Origin of the sequence: Mesorhizobium sp. B2-8-1 (genome assembly GCF_006440955.1) — a bacterium.
Taxonomy (GTDB): Bacteria; Pseudomonadota; Alphaproteobacteria; order Rhizobiales; family Rhizobiaceae; genus Mesorhizobium.
Genome location: NZ_VFTX01000007.1, coordinates 1 through 16,340, shown reverse-complemented (window position 1 = coordinate 16,340; position 16,340 = coordinate 1). Strand labels below are relative to the sequence as shown.

At 63.0% G+C, this 16,340-nt stretch carries 12 protein-coding genes and 1 tRNA gene; 3 read left to right on the top strand and 10 right to left on the bottom strand.

What is annotated here, in order from left to right; all coding sequences use genetic code 11:
- Position 1: 1 nt before the first annotated feature.
- From FJ428_RS18800 to FJ428_RS18780, 5 genes are all read right to left on the bottom strand, one after another.
- A complete protein-coding gene (locus tag FJ428_RS18800) occupies positions 2 to 1,669 on the bottom strand; it encodes an ABC transporter ATP-binding protein (RefSeq protein WP_140501033.1) in 1,668 nt (555 codons plus the stop codon).
- Between the two features lie 10 nt (positions 1,670 to 1,679).
- Positions 1,680 to 2,816, bottom strand: a complete 1,137-nt coding sequence (locus FJ428_RS18795; RefSeq protein ID WP_140501031.1) for an ABC transporter permease — start codon at positions 2,814 to 2,816, stop codon at positions 1,680 to 1,682.
- Positions 2,817 to 3,824: an ABC transporter permease gene (locus FJ428_RS18790; protein WP_140513339.1), complete on the bottom strand. Its 1,008-nt coding sequence runs from the start codon at positions 3,822 to 3,824 to the stop codon at positions 2,817 to 2,819.
- A 112-nt stretch (positions 3,825 to 3,936) separates the two neighbouring features.
- Positions 3,937 to 6,018, bottom strand: a complete 2,082-nt coding sequence (locus FJ428_RS18785) for an ABC transporter substrate-binding protein (protein WP_140879937.1) — start codon at positions 6,016 to 6,018, stop codon at positions 3,937 to 3,939.
- Positions 6,019 to 6,128: 110 nt separating this feature from the next.
- Entirely contained in the window at positions 6,129 to 7,595 is a 1,467-nt protein-coding gene (locus FJ428_RS18780) for an alpha-glucosidase/alpha-galactosidase (RefSeq protein ID WP_140666536.1), read from the bottom strand.
- A gap of 244 nt (positions 7,596 to 7,839) precedes the next feature.
- Between FJ428_RS18780 and FJ428_RS18775 the strand changes: the two genes are divergently transcribed.
- On the top strand, positions 7,840 to 8,715 hold the full coding sequence (locus FJ428_RS18775) for an AraC family transcriptional regulator (RefSeq protein ID WP_140501110.1): 876 nt from the start codon (positions 7,840 to 7,842) through the stop codon (positions 8,713 to 8,715).
- A gap of 37 nt (positions 8,716 to 8,752) precedes the next feature.
- Here FJ428_RS18775 and FJ428_RS18770 read toward each other — a convergent pair whose 3' ends face one another.
- From FJ428_RS18770 to FJ428_RS18750, 5 genes are all read right to left on the bottom strand, one after another.
- Entirely contained in the window at positions 8,753 to 10,780 is a 2,028-nt protein-coding gene (locus tag FJ428_RS18770) for an aldo/keto reductase (RefSeq protein WP_140672511.1), read from the bottom strand.
- A gap of 36 nt (positions 10,781 to 10,816) precedes the next feature.
- On the bottom strand, positions 10,817 to 11,896 hold the full coding sequence (ugpC, locus tag FJ428_RS18765; protein WP_140672512.1) for a sn-glycerol-3-phosphate ABC transporter ATP-binding protein UgpC: 1,080 nt from the start codon (positions 11,894 to 11,896) through the stop codon (positions 10,817 to 10,819).
- Between the two features lie 8 nt (positions 11,897 to 11,904).
- Positions 11,905 to 12,741, bottom strand: a complete 837-nt coding sequence (locus tag FJ428_RS18760; protein WP_140879936.1) for a carbohydrate ABC transporter permease — start codon at positions 12,739 to 12,741, stop codon at positions 11,905 to 11,907.
- Positions 12,738 to 13,598, bottom strand: coding sequence for a sugar ABC transporter permease (locus tag FJ428_RS18755; protein ID WP_140501017.1), 861 nt, complete (start codon positions 13,596 to 13,598; stop codon positions 12,738 to 12,740). Before FJ428_RS18755 ends, FJ428_RS18760 begins: the two co-directional genes overlap by 4 nt.
- Positions 13,599 to 13,758: 160 nt before the next feature.
- The gene (locus FJ428_RS18750) at positions 13,759 to 15,030 is read right to left on the bottom strand and encodes an extracellular solute-binding protein (RefSeq protein ID WP_140879935.1); all 1,272 of its coding nucleotides are present in this window, start codon (positions 15,028 to 15,030) and stop codon (positions 13,759 to 13,761) included.
- A 104-nt stretch (positions 15,031 to 15,134) separates the two neighbouring features.
- Here FJ428_RS18750 and FJ428_RS18745 point away from each other — a divergent pair, with 104 nt between their 5' ends.
- On the top strand, positions 15,135 to 16,007 hold the full coding sequence (locus tag FJ428_RS18745; protein ID WP_140501013.1) for a helix-turn-helix domain-containing protein: 873 nt from the start codon (positions 15,135 to 15,137) through the stop codon (positions 16,005 to 16,007).
- A gap of 171 nt (positions 16,008 to 16,178) precedes the next feature.
- A tRNA-Phe gene (locus FJ428_RS18740) sits at positions 16,179 to 16,254 on the top strand.
- Positions 16,255 to 16,340: the final 86 nt, after the last annotated feature.

Sequence of the window (16,340 nt, the reverse complement as noted above, 5' to 3'; positions counted from 1 at the left end):
TTCAGGCCACGTCGAAAGCGGCCCGGACGAGCCGTTCGGTGTAGGCGGTCTTGGGATTGGTGAGGACCTCGTCGACAGGTCCCTGTTCGACGATCTTGCCGTGCTGCATGACGATGACGCGGTGGCACAGAGCGCGAACCACCTTGAGATCGTGCGAGATGAAGAGATAACTCAGGCCGCGCTCGTCCTGCAGCCTGCGCAAGAGATCGATGATCTGCGCCTGGACGGAGAGGTCCAGCGCCGATGTCGGCTCGTCGAGCAGGATGAATTCCGGTTCCAACGCGATGGCTCGGGCGATGGCGACGCGCTGCCGCTGTCCGCCGGAGAACTCGTGCGGAAATCGCGAAAGGATGTCGCCCGGCATGCCGGCGCTGACCAGCGCCTCGCGCACCCGCTCGACCCGCTCGCGCCGCGTCGCTCCGATGCCGTTGACGATCAGCCCTTCCTCGATGATCTGCCCGATCGTCATGCGCGGGTTGAGCGAGGAGAACGGATCCTGGAAGACGACCTGCATGCGCGATCGCAGCGGCCGCATCTCGGCCCGTGACAGCCCATGGATCGGCTGGCCGTCGAAACGGATCTCGCCGCGCTTGGCATCGATCAACCTGAGCAGGCACTGGCCGAATGTGGTCTTGCCGGAGCCGGATTCGCCGACCAGTCCCAGTGTTTCGTGGCGGCAAAGCTTGAGATCGAGATCGTCGACGGCGACCAGCTCGCGCCAGTCGGGTTTGAGGAAGGTGCCGTGACGCAGCATGAAGCAGACGCGCACCCCGTTCGCTTCGAGGATGGTGCCGGAGCCCTCCGGCAGCGGTTGTGGCCGCCCGCGCGGTTCGGAGGCGAGCAGTCGTTGCGTATAGGGATGCTGGGGATCGGAGAACAGACGTTCGGTGACGTTATGCTCCCGCATCTCGCCATGCTGCATGACATAGACGTAGTCGGAGAATTTGCGCACGACCGTGAGGTCATGGGTGATCAGGATCACCGCCATGCGCAGCTCTTTCTGCAGATTGCGGATCAGGTTCAGGATCTGTGCCTGGACGGTGACGTCGAGCGCCGTCGTCGGTTCGTCGGCGATCAGCACGTCGGGATCGTTGGCCAGCGCCATGGCGATCATCACGCGCTGGCGCTGGCCGCCCGAGAGCTGATGCGGATATTGCTTGAGCCGCGCGACGGGATCCGGGATCTGGACATGCTGCAGGAGTTCGAGCGCCCGTGCCCAGGCTTGCCGCCGGCCGACCTTGCGATGAACCCTGATCGCCTCGACGATCTGGCTGCCGATCGTATAGATCGGATTGAGCGAGCTCATCGGCTCCTGGAAGATCATCGAGATGCGGTTGCCGCGCAGCTTGCGCCGGGCGCTTTCGGGGAACTTCAGGATGTTCTGCCCATCATAACAGACGGTCGATCTCGGTGAAACGGTGGCGCGCCGGGACAGCAATCCCATGACGGTGCGCGCCGTCACCGATTTGCCGGAACCGGATTCGCCGACGATGGCGATCGTCTCGCCGCGATAGAGCTGGAACGAGACGTCCTTGACCGCCTCGACGGTGCCGTGCTCGACCTTGAAGGCGACCTCGATGTTGCGGGCATCGATCACGGGTTCTCCCTGGCGTCCGTCATGGTCGTGCCGGACGGAAGGTGCGAAGGGTTCGGCGAGCGCGAGCGTCATCCCAGCCACCTCAATAAGGATCGACGGCGTCGCGCAGGCCGTCGCCCAGCGCGTTGAAGGCAAAGACGGTGACCAGCACGAAGCCGACCGGCGACAGGATCCACGGATAGGTGCCTATGACGGAGTAGGTCGCGGTGTCCTGCAGCATCAGCCCCCAGGAGATCAGTGGCGGCTTCACCGCAAAGCCGAGAAAACCGAGGAAGGATTCGAGCAGCACAACGGTCGGGATCGCCAACGTCACCGCGACGATCACATGGCTCATCACATTGGGGAAAATGTGCTGCATGATGATGCGCCGGTCGGTGGCGCCCACCGCCATGGCGGCGCGTACGTATTCAATGCGCGCAAGCGCCAGCGTCTTGCCGCGCACCTCGCGCGACATCTGCGCCCAGCCCAGCGCCGACATGACGATGATGACGAAGGCGAGGAAGACGTTGGTGGGCGCGGTGACCGGGATCAGCGTCGTCAGCGCCAGATAGAGCGGCAGCTGCGGGAAGGCCAGCACGAGTTCGACGAAGCGCTGCATCCAGACATCGAACCGACCGCCGAAATAGCCGGAAGCCATGCCGACCGTAGTGCCGATGACGGTGATGATGAAGACCACCGTCAGCGCGATCATCAGCGAGACGCGCGAGCCATGGATGGCGCGCGAGAGCACGTCGCGTCCGAACTTGTCGGTGCCGAGGAAATGCACCGGCTGGCCGTCCATCGAACCGAAGAAATGCCGGTTCGCCGCAATGAGCCCGAAGAGCCTGTAGGGCGCGCCCTCGACGAAAAGGCCGAGCAATCTTGGATGATCATAGTCGGGACCGACGATGGGCTGAAAGGTGACCGGATCGAGATCCGCCGAATCCGCCAGCGCATAGACCCTGGGCCGGGCGACGAAATCGCCGTCCCTGTCGTGGAAAGCAGGCAGTTGCGGCGGCGCGAAGGCGACATCGGTCACCTTCGGGTCCATCGGCGCCAGGAACTCGGCGAATACCGCCATGAGGATCAGCAGCACGACGAGCCAGAACCCCGCCATGCCGGTCCAGGAGCGCTTCAGCCGGCGCCAGACGAGCGCGGTGTAGCTCTCGTTGCCGTGCGCGGGTCTCTCGACGGGTCCTTCAGCCGGCAGCGGCGGTGGCGATGTATCGCGGGCCAACATCTAGCTCTCCCCGAACTGGCGCACGCGCGGATCGAGCAGGACCAGCAACATGTCGGCGATGATGTTGCCGACGATCAGCGTCGCCGACAGCACCATCATGAAAGTGGCGGTGACATAGACGTCGCCGACCGCCATCGAGCCGACGATCGCCGGGCCGACGGTCGGCAGCGCGAAGATGATCGCCGTCTCGATTTCGCCGGTCAGCATGTAAGGCAGCACCACGCCCTGATACATGACCAGCGGATGCAGCGCATTGGGCACGGCGTGTCGCATGACGACGGCGCTGCCGGTCAACCCCTTGGCCTTGGCCGTCTCGACATATTGGGCGTTCAGCGTGTCGAGCAGATTACCGCGCATGACGCGCATGTTGTAGGCGAGCCCGCCGAAGGTGGCGATCGCAACCACCGGCCAGACATGCTTGACCAGATCGAGGAACTTGGCCCACGACCATGGCGCGCCGCCATATTGCGGCGAGAAGAAGCTGCCTATCTCCGAGACGTTGAACTGGAAGACCAGGAGATAGACGATGATCAGCGCCATCAGGAAGCGCGGCACCGTCATGCCGAGGAAGGAGATGGCCGAAAGTGTCGAGTCGATCCAGGTGTATTGCCGGGTCGCCGCCCATATGCCGAAGGTGATGCCGAGCACCGAGGCGAGCAGATGGCACACAAGCGCCAGGATGAGGGTGCGCGGCAGGCGCTCGCCCACAACGTCGGCCACCGGCTTGTTGTAGTAGAGGCTGTAGCCGAAATCGCCGCGGGTGACGATGCCGCCGATCCAGTTGAGATACTGGACGGGCAGCGGCTTATCGAGGCCATGTTCGATCCGGTAGGCGTTGGCCTGCGCGTCGGCTTCGGCGAAGGAGGCGCCTCCCTGGTTGATCAGCTGCGAGCGGATGTAGTCGGCATAATCGCCGGGCGGTGCCTGGATGATGGCGAAGGTGACGAGGCTCAGTATGGCAAGGACCGGGATTGCCGACGCTATGCGCATGAGCAGAAATCGCAGCATGGACGGTCCGCTTCCTCGTCTTGCCGATCGCGTCCTTTTGGTGCGTTCGGAGGTTGCCTTTGTCCGGCCGCGCCAGCGGCGCGGCCGGAGGTCTCAGTCAGGGGAGGTAAACTTACATCGGGCCCTTGTCTCCAGGCTTGCCGGGCAGCTCTTCCGGGAACAATTCGTATTTCGCCTGCTTGTCGGCCGCCACGAAGACCCGCTCGCGGATGATCGAATCCTCTGCCCAGTTGAACATGTAGATCGGCGTGCCCCTTGGAACGTTGGAGAAGCGCTTATTGACGATCAGCGCACCGGGATATTCCGTCAGGCCGACATTGTAGACGTGCTCCGTCGAAATCTTCTGGAAGTCTCTCATCAGGGCGGCGCGCTGGTCATTGTCCTCAGACGTGACAAATTTGTTGACGATGTCGACGAGATCCTTCTCGAAAGGCATCAGGTCGACCTCGCCGCTTTCAGGTGCGCGGTGATCCCAGCTGGTCTTGGGGCCGACGGGAGCGAGCTGCACGGTGTTCTGCACGATGGAGGTCAACTCCTGGTCGTTGCGCCGGATCAGCCAGTCGAAGCGCCCGGAATATTGCGAGGCATCGCGCTGCGTGCCGTTGAGACCGTTGAGCACGATCCGCAGCCCGAGCTTCTCCATCTGGGCGACAACGCCTTCGGCGAGGCTCTTGTCGGTGCCGTAGTCATTGTTGACCAGCATGACGATCTCGACATTCTTGCCGCCGGCCGTGCCGGCCGGGAAGTTCACGAAACCGTCGCCATCGGTATCCTTGAGTCCGGCCTTGGCGAGTTCGGCCTTGGCGCCCTCGAGGTCGAAGGGATAGTAGACCGTCGACTTGCGGTCATAGAAGCTGGTGCCGGAGGACAAGCCGCCGGGGTAGATGGCGGTGAACGGCCCCTTGACCAGGGAGTTGCCCAGCGCCTTGCGGTCGAGCGCCATGGTAACGGCCTTGCGGAAATCCTCATTGCGGTTCAGCTCGCGAATCGCCTGACCGCGCTCGTCCGGGTTGCCCCAGCCATTAGCGGAAAAATTGAGGCGCAGATTATAGCCGATCAGCCGTGGACCGAACGCCAGGCGTGCAGGCGCATTCGCCTCCGCGGCCCGCTTCAGCGAGGCGACGAAGTTCTCCGGCTGCTCCAGATTGGAGAAATCGCCCGAGCCGGCCACCGCCTGGACATCGCGGTCGGCCCAGGTGGACAGCTTGTAATGTAATTCGTTGAGGTAGGGCAGCTGATTGCCCTTCTCATCGACCTTCCAATAATAGGGATTGCGGCGCATGACGATGATGTCGTCTGGCCGGTATTCAACCGGCACCCAGGCGCCCATGACCGGCATGTTCATATATTCCGGCGGGAAGGCGTTCTTGAACTGGTCGTAGGTGTTCTTCGAATATTTCGGATGCTGCGGCTTCGATATGTGCGCGGGGCCAGGACAGAAAGTGCCGTAGGCCATCGCGTAGAGATACTGTTTCGGGAAGGCTTCCTTGAAGGTCCACTCGACGGTGTAGTCGTCGACCTTCTTGAGCGTGGTGCCGACGCCGAACGTTTCCTGGGTGGCACCATTGAGCGGCGAGACATTGGGATCGACGACCTCGTCGTCCCAGTAGAACATGACGTCGTCTGAGTTGAAGGGCGCGCCGTCGGACCATTTGGCACCCTCGACGAGGTGCATGGTGAGCTTGTGGCCATCCGCCGACCAGTCCCAGCTTTTGGCGAGGTTGGGCAGCGGTTCGGTGTCCTTGGCCTCGACCTGGAACAGCGGCGCGGTGCGCGTCAGGCATTCGGACAGGCCGATATCGATGCCGCCCCATCCCTGCGTCTGACCGGCGCCGTAGTTCCAGCCTTCCGGCCGCCCGCCGATAACGTGGCGCATTGTATCGCCGTAGACGCCGATGCCATCAGGCATGTTGCCCGTCTTGAAAACCAAGGGCTCCTTCGGCAGCCTGTCTTTCACCGGCGGCAGCTTGCCGGCCTTGACGTATTTCTCGGTCACCCAGTCCGGCTCGTGATAGTCGGGCAGCGCCTTGAACTCCAGGATGGAGTCGCGCGGCACATAAGTGATCTTGCCTTCGGCCGGAAACGCCGCCGGTACCGGCGGGACCGTCGGCTCGGAGGCGAAAGCGTTAAGCGCCGGGACGGAAACGCCCAGCGCCAGTCCCGCGACCATGCCAATGCTGCGTAGGTTCCTCATTGTCTCCTCCCTCGTGTTCGGACGTTTTGTTTTGCTGCTGCTCGTCTTCTGCCCGGACGGCGACCGCGGCGGACCTGTCTCCCGCAGGCCCGTCGCCGCCACCTGGGTTTTCAGCCGGCCTGCTTCAGCGCGGCCTTTTCGGCGCGCAACTCCTCGATCGAGCGGACGCTGCGCCAAGCGGCGCCCGCCCATTCGCGGGTCTTGACCCTGGATTTCGACAACCTCTCTTTTGCCGCCGGAACCGCATGCGCAAATTGCGGCAGCCAGGCCGCTTGGGCGACGACCATTTCGTCGACCATCTGCCAGACCTCCTCCGGTGTCGATACCGCACCAACCAGCGGGTCATGCAGCACGGCAAGCTTGAGCAGGTCGATGTCGCCGGATATGGCGGCATGCACCGACATGCGCTGGACATTGATCGAGGATATGCAGGTCGCGGCACATGCTTCCGGCAAGGTGATGCCGGCCGCCATGTTGATGCCGAAGCGGTCGACGAAGCCGGGCGATTCGACGATGGCGTCCTGCGGCAAATTGGTGATGACACCGTCATTCTTGACGTTGAAGTGGCCGCGATAGACGCGGTTGGTCTCCAGCGCCTCCAAGATGTGGCTGGCATGCTCGTTGGAGCGTTTTGACGGATCGATCGGCTTCGACGCCGCTTCGAGGAATTGCGGATATTCCGTCTCGAACCAGTTGCGGGTCTCGGTGGAATAACGGAGATAGCCGCCCGTCTCGCCATGGATCCAGTCGGACATGTCGATCCAGCGGGTGATCTCGTCCGGGCGCTTGCGGTACCAGGGAAGATACTCGGACAAATGGCCGTTGCTTTCGGTCGAATAAACGCCGAAGCGCTTCAACACGTCTATGCGCAGTTTCTCCTGCCTGGAATAGACCGGATGCGCCTCGAAGGCGGCGACCAGCTCGTCCTTGCCGATTTCGCGACCGTTCAGGCGCAACTCGATGAACCAGGTCTGGTGGTTTATGCCGGAACAGACATAGTCGAGCTCCCGAGGCGACTTCGCGCCCAGCACCTCGGCGATCTGCTCGGCGCCGTGCTGGACGCCGTGGCACAGCCCGACCGTGTCGACCTTGCCGTACTCGATCGCCGCCCAGGTGTTCATCGCCATCGGGTTGGCATAGTTGAGGAATTTCGCATCGGTCTCGGCGACCTCGCGTATATCCTTGCAGAAATCGAGGATCACCGGGATGTTGCGCTGGCCATAGAGGATGCCGCCGGCGCAGATCGTGTCGCCGACGCATTGGTCGATGCCGTATTTCAAGGGGATCCTGATATCGTCGGCATAGGCTTCGAGGCCACCGACCCGCACACAGCTGATGACATAACGAGCGCCCTCGAGCGCCTTGCGGCGGTCTGTCGTCGCCGTCACCTTGGTCGGCAATTTGTTGGCCTCGACGATCCGGTCGAGGATCGCCTTGATCATCTGGAGATTGTGCTCGCTGACATCGGTCAGCGCGAATTCGATACCCTTGAATTCCGGCACGCACAGTATGTCGGTGAACAGTTTCTTGGTGAAGCCGACGCTGCCGGCGCCGATAATAGCGATTTTGAAACTCATCACCTTCACCTCGATCCGATCGGATGCTAGGCAAGGAGCAGCAAGGGAGGATATGGCCACACGCCAAGGCGCGCGTGCCAATCGAGCCGAATTCCGGCTTTTCTCCTCCCGCCCGCTCCTCGACCGCGGGTTCTTCACGTTCTTCGGGGATGGATTATGCGCTTATTCGCGAGCGCGGCCAGAGAAGGATTATGCTTTCAAGGGTAATTTTGTGCTGCGGGATCTGATCGCCAACGGACAGTCGATGCGCACGATCTCGCTGCCGCGCGGTCGCCAGCGCCTGCATGCCATGCCGACGAGCACCGGCTACGAAGTGCGCGAAGGCGAAATCTATGATTGGGACGGGCGCAAGCGCGGCCAGACGCCATTCACCGTGCTCCAGCACACGATCAACGGAAGCGGCCGGCTTCGCTATGAGAACCGCGACTATCGCCTGCAGCAGAACGACACGCTGCTGGTGCTGGTGCCGCACAACCACCGCTACTGGCTGGCCAAGGACGAGCGCTGGGAATATTTCTGGATCTCGATGAATGGCGAGGAGGCGCTGCGCATCCACAAATCGATCCTCGACGTCTCGGGTCCGGTGTTCCGGCTGCAGCCGGAGACGATCGATCATCTCGCCGATTGCAGCCTGCGTCTCATCAACGGGGCCGCTGCGCCGGGGGCGGCTTCAGCGATCGCCTATGAGGCGGCGATGGCGCTCTACGACGATGTCTTCGGCTCGCACGCCTTTGCGGAGAAGCAGAGCGCCATGCAGCCGGTCATCGACCACATCAACGCCAATCTCGACAGGCCGCTGCCGGTAGCGGACCTCGTCCAGATCAGCGGCCTCAGCCGGGCGCACTTCTCGCGCTGCTTCGCCGAGAGCGAAGGCATCCCGCCCGCGGAGTTCGTACTGCAGCAGCGGCTGCAACGCGCCGCCAAGCTTTTGACCAAGGCTGACTTCCTGCCCGTGAAGGAAGTCGCCATCCTGTGCGGCTTCGAGGACGCGAACTATTTCTCGAAGGTCTTCCGCCGCTGTTACGGCATTAGCCCGGGCCAGTTCCGCACCACCGGCATGTATGCCAGCATGAGGGTTCCGGCCAGGCGCGACATCAGGGTGTCCGACGACGAGACCTGACCCCGTCGCCGTCCAGCGCAGCCTTGCATGACATGCACTACGCCGCTTGCCGGCTGCCGCCGTCCAGCCATTGGAGATCGGCAGGTGAAAGCGCGATGTCGAGGGCGCGCAAGCTGTCGTCCAGTTCGCCCAGCGTGCGCGGGCCGATCAACGGCACCGATGGGAAAGGCTGGTTGAGCACATAGGCGAGCGCAATATGGATCGGGCTCTTGCCCAGCCGCGCGGCAAGTTCGATCGCCCGGTCGCGGCGGCCGAAATTGCGCTCCGAGTACCAGACCCGCACCAGTTCTTCATTGTCGCGCCGGTCGCGCCCGGCGCGTTCGGTGAAGAAGCCGCGCCCTTGGCTCGACCAGGCGAAATTCGGCATCTGCCGGGCGGTCAGCCAGGCCTTCCAGTCATCGGTGGAGGAGGTCACGCAACCGGCCCAGATCGGCTCCAGCATTTCAGCCAGCGAGAAGTTGTTGGAGAGCGCGCCGGGCTTTTGCTTGCCGGTGCGCTCGGCATAGGCGATCGCCTCGTCCATGCGCTGCATCGTCCAGTTCGAGCCGCCGAACGGGCCACGGATGCGGCCTGCCTTGACCTCGCGGTCCATCGCATCGACGAATTCTCCGACGGGCACGTCCGGATTGTCGCGATGCATGAAATAGATATCGACATGGTCGGTCTGCAGGCGGTCGAGCGACTGGTCGAGCTGCTTGCCGATCACGTCGGGATAGCAGAGCGGGGAATGCGCACCCTTGGCGATGACCACCGATTGCTCGCGCACGCCACGGTTCTTCAGCCATTGTCCAAGCAGCGTCTCGGTGTAGCCGCCACCATAGACATAGCCGGTGTCGAACAGATTGCCGCCTGCCTCGAAGAAGGCATCGAGCAGGATCGACCCCGAGGAGAAGGTGCGGAAGTCCTCGAAACCGAGCGCCACGACCGAGGCCGGCTTCGACAGGCCCGGAATGCCGCGCTTGGCGATCGCCGTGCCGCCGGGGCGCAAAGGCCGGCCGGAGATGGTGTTGGTGCGCAGCGGGGCCTTTTCGATCTCGTATTCCAGCCCCACGGCCGCGCGCCATCTGTCGAGCACGCGCAGTGTGCCGAGGCTGTCGGCCCAGGCCATGCCCGGCCAGGCGAATTCCTGCCGCCCGGAGAGGATGGCGTCGCCGGCGGCGTCGACCTCGAAGGAATACACGTGACGCTTTTCGTTCACGCTGATGGTTTCGCGCACGCCGTCCGCGCCGATCACATCGATCCGGCCGAGGCCGACATCGCGGTCGCCGCCGGCGAACCAGAAATCCGGCACTTCGATGCGGCCCCTGGTGCCGAAAATCCTGAGCACATTGTCCTGGTTGAGGGAGATGCTGCAGGAGACCTCGGCGACGATGCCGCCCGGGAAATGCAGCAGCGCGGAGGCCCATTCGTCGACGCCGGACTGGCCAAGATGGGCAACGCCGGTCACCTTGTCCGGCTCGAGGAACGGCTTGCCGGCCGCGGCGCCGGCAATCAGCCGCGCCATCGAGACGGGATAGCCGCCGACGTCCAGGATGCCGCCGCCGGCGAGGTCGTTGGCATAAAGCCGGTGCTGCGGCATGAAATCAGGCATGGCAAAACCGAAGCTCGACTTGATCATCCTGATCTCGCCGATGACGCCGGATTTGATCAGTTCCACCAGCTTCAGCGTCTGCGGGTGCAGCCGGTACATGAAGGCCTCGCCGAGAAAGGTGCCGGCCTTGCGCGCCGCATGCATCATGGCGTCGGCCTCGAAGGCGGTCAGCGCCAGCGGCTTTTCGCACAGCACATGCTTTCCCGCGTCCGCCGCCCGGATCGCCCATTGCGCGTGGCCCGGGTGCGGGACCGAAATGTAGATCGCGTCGATTTCCGCGTCAGTGAGCAACGCTTCGTAGCCCTCGAGAATGCGCGCGCCGGGAAAGCTCTGCGCCAAACTCGGCTTGCCCGGATCGCGCGCACCGATGGCGACCAGCTTTCCGTTGCGGGAGCCGGCGACGCCGCCGGCGAAGGCCTTGGCGATGCTGCCCGGGCCGAGAATGCCCCAGCGGATGGGCGTGGTTGCAGTCATTGTCATTCTCCTTGCGGGATGGGAAAGGGCAGCCGATCAGCGCAGCCGCAGCCCTTTTTCGTCGAACAGGTAGGATTTGCGGATGGATACGATGATCTCTGATGTCTCGGGGACCTTGGCCGCGTCGCGCTGGATCACCACGTCCTCCCCATTGGCCGTTCTGGCGTAGAGAAAGCTCGTACCGCCCAGGTGCTCGACCACATCGATGGTGACGGCAAGATCGGCGTCGCCTTCTCCGGCGCTGCCAAAATGTTCGGGTCGCACGCCAACGATGACCTTGCTGCCGATTGCGGACGCGGCGCCCTTCAACGGCTGCGTGATGCGGGTCTTCTCCTGGCCAGCGAGTTCCACCACGACCCCGCGCGCATCGCAGCCGACGACGCGGCCCTCGATGAAATTCATCTTCGGCGAGCCGACGAAACCGGCCACGAACTGATTGTCGGGATTGTCATAAAGATCGAGCGGGCGGCCGATCTGCTCGACATGGCCGCCGCGCAGCACGACGATCCGGTCGGCGAGCGTCATCGCCTCGGTCTGGTCGTGCGTGACATAGATCATGGTGGTGCCGAGCTCCTTGTGCAGGCGCGAGATCTCGACCCGCATCTGGACGCGCAGTTCGGCGTCGAGGTTGGACAGCGGCTCGTCGAACAGGAACACCTGCGGCTCGCGCACGATGGCGCGGCCGATGGCAACGCGCTGGCGCTGGCCGCCGGAGAGTTTCTTCGGACGGCGCTCCATCAATTCGCTGATGCGCAGGATCTCGGCCGCCCGTTTCACCCTGCGGTCGGTGTCGGCCTTCGGATTGCCGGTCATACGCAGGCCGAAGGAGAGATTCTGCTCCACGTTCATATGCGGATAGAGCGCGTAGGACTGGAACACCATGGCTATGCCGCGGTCGGCCGGCTCGACATCGTTGACCACCTTGCCGCCGATGGCGATCTCGCCATCGCTGATATCCTCCAGCCCGGCGATCATCCTGAGCAGCGTGGACTTGCCGCAGCCAGACGGACCGACGAACACGACGAACTCGCCATCCCTGATGTCGATGTTGGCGCCATGGACGACCTCGAAAACGCCGAAGCGCTTGACGACATTCGTGAGCGTGACGGTTGCCATGCCTACCCTTACTTGACCGCGCCGGCGGCGATGCCGGCAATGAAATGGCGTTGCAGCAGCACGAACACGATCAGCATCGGCACCGTCAGCATTACCGCGCCCGCCATGATGCCGCCCCACGACACTTTGGTGAGGCCGATCAGCGTGCCGAGCGCCACCGGTGCGGTCATCGCGCCGGGCTGGCTGTTGATCAAAAGCGGCCAGAGATAATTGTTCCAGGACGCCAGGAACAGGATGATGCAAAGGGCGGCCAGCATCGGCCGCGCCAGCGGCAGCGCGATGAAGACGAAGATGCGCCACTCCTTCACGCCTTCGACGCGGGCGGCATCGAACAGGTCATCGGGCATCATGGAAAAGCTCTGGCGCATGAACAGCACGCCCAGCGAATTGAACAGCGGCGGCACGATCAGCGCCACCCAGGTATTGGCGAGCGTGAAATCGCGCGCCACCATGATGAATTGCGGGATCAGCACCACCGCATAGGGAAGCGTGATGGTGCCCAGGATGATGGCGACGACCAAGCCCTTGCCGACGAACCGGTAACGCGCCAGCGCCCAGCCGGCCATCGACGTCAGCAGCACCGACAGAAAAGTGTAGGTGACCGCCACCGAGACGGAGATGAAAATCGCGCCGACAAAGTCGGTGTCGCGCTGCAGGTTGTTGAAATTGTCCACGAAATTGCCGTGCGGCAGCAACTCGATGCCGGGGCTGAAGATGCCGTTGTCCGGCATGGTCGAGAACACGACCATCATCCATAGCGGAAACAGCCAGATCAGCGCCAGTGGCGTGAGGAAAAGATGCAGCAAGAGGCTGCGCTTCAGCCTGGCCGAGGCGAGCGAGCTCATTTCGGTTCCCTCGTCAGCCACAGTTGCACCAGCGTGATGGCGATCGCCAGCCCCGCCATGGTGTAGGCGACGGCCGAGGCATAGCCGAAATTGAGCGACCGGAAGCCCTGGCGATAGAGCAGCAGGCCGAGCGTCTCGGTGCCGCCGCCCGGTCCGCCGCGTTCGGTGATCAGGAACGGCTCGGTGAACAGCTGCATGGTGCCGATGATCGACAGCACGGTGCAGAACACGATGACCGGCTTCAACAGCGGCAAGGTGATGAAGAAGAACTGCTTGAGCTTGCTGACCCGGTCGAGCGTCGCCGCCTCGTAGACGTCCTCGGGGATGGACTGCATGCCGGCCAGAAGGATGATGGCGTTGTAGCCGGCCCAGCGCCAGGTGACCGCGATCATGATCAGCGCCATGGCCGGCGTGACATTGGAGAACCAGTCGATCTTGGGCAGCCCAACGCTGTTCAGGAGCTTGTTGATGATGCCGAAATCGAGGTTGAACATCAGCCGGAACACCGCGGAATAGGCGACCTCGCCGACCACCACGGGAGCGAAGAAGGCGAAGCGGTAAAGTCCCCTCGCCTTCAGGAGCGGCGAATTCAAAAGCACGGCCATCACCATGGCCAGCGCGATCATCACCGGCACCTGGATGACGAGGATGAGCAGTGTGTTCTTCAGCGCATTGAAGAAGGCCGGATCGCCGATCAGCCGGCCCCAGTTGAAGCCAGGCGCAAAGCGCCAGGGCACGGTGCGCGTCGCCTGGAACGAGATCAGGAACGAAGAGATGATCGGCCATACCCAGAAGACGGAGAAGATCAGCAAATAGGGCGCGAGGAAACGATAGGCCGTGGCGTTGCGGTTGCGCATCGTGCTCCTCCTCCTCTCGTCGGCGTTTCAAGCTGTGGTCCCGCGCGCAGCGGCAACCGGTTAGTCGGGACATGCGACATTTCACACGTCCCGCGAGGAAGCCCCGCGGGCCGAGGTCGGGTCCGGGCGGCGCATGCCCGCCCGGACCCCGTCTGGGAGGTTATGACTTGACCGGCAGTCCGGTCGCCGCCGCGATCTGGCCGGCGGCATCGTCGAGTGCCGCCTTGGCATCGGGATAGCCGCCGGCGAGATATTTGGTCTGCACCGCGCGCATGATGATTTCGGCATCGCTCTGGAACTGCGTGCCGCGGCTGGGGACGATCTTGGGCAGAGTGGCGAGGATGTCCTTCCACACCGCCTGGCCGCCCCAATAGGGCAGGCCTTCAGAGACGTAGGGGTCGTTCAGCGCCGACACCAGCGAGGGAACGAGGCCGAACTCCTTCAGCATGGTGATCTGGCCCTCATTGGTTTCGAGCGTGTATTTCAGGTACTCGTAAGCCGCTTCCTTGTTCTTCGACCCCGAAGTGATGGCCAGCGACGAGCCGCCGAGATTGGCGGCGCGTGGCCCGTCGGCGGTAAGGCTCGGCATCAGGTAGACGCCCCATTTGCCGTTTTCGCCGGCCGATTCGGTGCGGATTGTGCCTTCATACCAGCCGCCATAGACCTGGGTGGCGACGGTGCCGGCGGTGTTGTTGGTGATCTTTGTGCCCCAGTCGGCCGACGAGATGACGCCGGCGTCCTTCATCTCCTTGATCTTGGCCAGCGTATCGATGCATTTCGGCTGGTTCACCGTGATCGACTGGCCATCCTCGGAGAAATAGCCGCAGCCCTGTTCATTGGAGATCATGCGGAAGAATTCGGTGTCGCCGTTGAAGTCGGCGTTGGTCATGGTGACGCCGGGATTGGCGGCCTGGATCTTCTTGCCGGCGGCAATGAAATCGTCCCAGGTCTTGATCGACGCCGGATCGACGCCGGCCTTTTGGTAGAAGTCGCGGCGGTAGAAGGCGGCGACCGGGCCGGAATCCCACGGCATCGCATAGGCCTTGTCGCCGACCTCGAGCTCGGTGCGCTTGAAATCGGGGAATTTCGCCTGGTCCTCGGCGCTGTAGCCCAGCGTGTGCAGGTCGACAAAGCAATCGGGAAATTGGCTCCAGTAATTCTCGGCCTCGCCGTTCTCGATGGTGACGACGTCAGGCAGGCCGACGCCACCGGCGGCGCATCCGGCGATCGATTTGTCATAGGTCGGCTGGTTGCCGAGATCCTGGACGGTGACCTTGATGTCAGGATGCAGCTTGTTGAACCCGGCAATCGTCGCCTTCAGCGACGAGGCGGCGATGTTCCAGCTCCAGATGGTGATTTCGCCCGATTGCGCGAAGGCCGGGGCTGAGCCCAAGGCAAGCGCGAGCGCGGCGCAGGACAGTGTGATGCGCATTGAAATCCTCCCATTTCATTTGCTCTCTCTGCGAGCCGGGCTAGACTATGCGGCGCGGAAGGCTTGTCCCCGACAAAGGGAATACGAAATTGGCGGAAAGTAAGATGCCGGACCGGCCGTTTTACCAGCCTGGCGCCAGCAGCGTGGAAGGAATGCCGCTGCTGTTGCAGATGTTCCACACCGCACCCCTGGTGATGCTCAAGCCGCATTGGCATGCGCAGGTCGAGGTAAACTTCATCGTGCGCGGCAGCGTGCATTACCGCATGAACGACCACGAAATCTCGCTTTCGGCCGGTGAGATGTGCCTGTTCTGGGGCGGACTGCCGCACCAGATGGACGATTTGAGCGACGACGCCATCTATGCCGGCGCGCATCTGCCGCTGGTGCATTTCTTCCGGCTGCATCTGCCGGCTGACATACGTCACCGGCTGATGACGGGTGCCACGCTGGTGACCAGCGCCACCGATCAGTCCGACAACGATAATTTCGACCGCTGGAACCGCTACGCCCGCTCCGGCGACCCGGCCAGGGCGGAGCACGCCGTCAACGAACTGTTGCTGCGGCTGGAGCGGGTACGGTTCGAGCCCTACAGGCTGGTGCCGGAAAATGCGGCCGGACAGGAAGCGGGCAGTCCGTTCGACCAGCAGTCGTCGCGCAATGTCGGGCGCATGTGCGATTTCATCGCCGAGAACTTCCTCTACGACATCGATTGCATGAACATAGCGGCGGCCGCCGACCTCCATCCCAAATACGCCATGAGCATCTTCAAGAAATCGACCGGCATGACACTCAACGAGTATGTCAACCTGTTGCGGCTGAGCTATGCGCAGGCGCTGCTCATGCACCAGGACGCCAATGTGCTCAGGGTCGCGATGGATTCGGGCTTCGGTTCGCTCAGCGCCTTCAACAAGTCGTTCCGGAAGCTCGCCGGCATGACACCTACGGATTTTCGCAAGGGATTGGCGGGCGCCAGATAGCGGCGGCGTGGCGCGGAAACCAGCGCATCGGGCGGCACTTCTTTTCCTGCCGGAAATCCACATCTGGGCGCTGGACAGGCCGGATTCCCATGCTATAACCCACGCGCTTTCAAGGGACGCCCACGGCGCTTCCATGAAATCCGGAGCGCGAGTTTTCGTTAGCCGGAACAGGCCCAGATAGCTCAGTTGGTAGAGCAGCGGACTGAAAATCCGCGTGTCGGTGGTTCGAATCCGCCTCTGGGCACCATTTCCCCCTGGTCCGTTCCGGACACATAGGTTACGGTTTATACCGGAGACATGGGTAACACTTTTGGCCCGAAGGGGTTTTGGAGT

Bases quoted from the DNA above. Each gene is read 5' to 3' on its own strand.
- FJ428_RS18800 (WP_140501033.1), bottom strand. From the start codon at position 1,669: ATGACGCTCGCGCTCGCCGAACCCTTCGCACCTTCCGTCCGGCACGAC.
- FJ428_RS18795 (WP_140501031.1), bottom strand. From the start codon at position 2,816: ATGTTGGCCCGCGATACATCGCCACCGCCGCTGCCGGCTGAAGGACCC.
- FJ428_RS18790 (WP_140513339.1), bottom strand. From the start codon at position 3,824: ATGCTGCGATTTCTGCTCATGCGCATAGCGTCGGCAATCCCGGTCCTT.
- FJ428_RS18785 (WP_140879937.1), bottom strand. From the start codon at position 6,018: ATGAGGAACCTACGCAGCATTGGCATGGTCGCGGGACTGGCGCTGGGC.
- FJ428_RS18780 (WP_140666536.1), bottom strand. From the start codon at position 7,595: ATGAGTTTCAAAATCGCTATTATCGGCGCCGGCAGCGTCGGCTTCACC.
- FJ428_RS18775 (WP_140501110.1), top strand. From the start codon at position 7,840: ATGCGCACGATCTCGCTGCCGCGCGGTCGCCAGCGCCTGCATGCCATG.
- FJ428_RS18770 (WP_140672511.1), bottom strand. From the start codon at position 10,780: ATGACTGCAACCACGCCCATCCGCTGGGGCATTCTCGGCCCGGGCAGC.
- ugpC (WP_140672512.1), bottom strand. From the start codon at position 11,896: ATGGCAACCGTCACGCTCACGAATGTCGTCAAGCGCTTCGGCGTTTTC.
- FJ428_RS18760 (WP_140879936.1), bottom strand. From the start codon at position 12,741: ATGAGCTCGCTCGCCTCGGCCAGGCTGAAGCGCAGCCTCTTGCTGCAT.
- FJ428_RS18755 (WP_140501017.1), bottom strand. From the start codon at position 13,598: ATGCGCAACCGCAACGCCACGGCCTATCGTTTCCTCGCGCCCTATTTG.
- FJ428_RS18750 (WP_140879935.1), bottom strand. From the start codon at position 15,030: ATGCGCATCACACTGTCCTGCGCCGCGCTCGCGCTTGCCTTGGGCTCA.
- FJ428_RS18745 (WP_140501013.1), top strand. From the start codon at position 15,135: ATGCCGGACCGGCCGTTTTACCAGCCTGGCGCCAGCAGCGTGGAAGGA.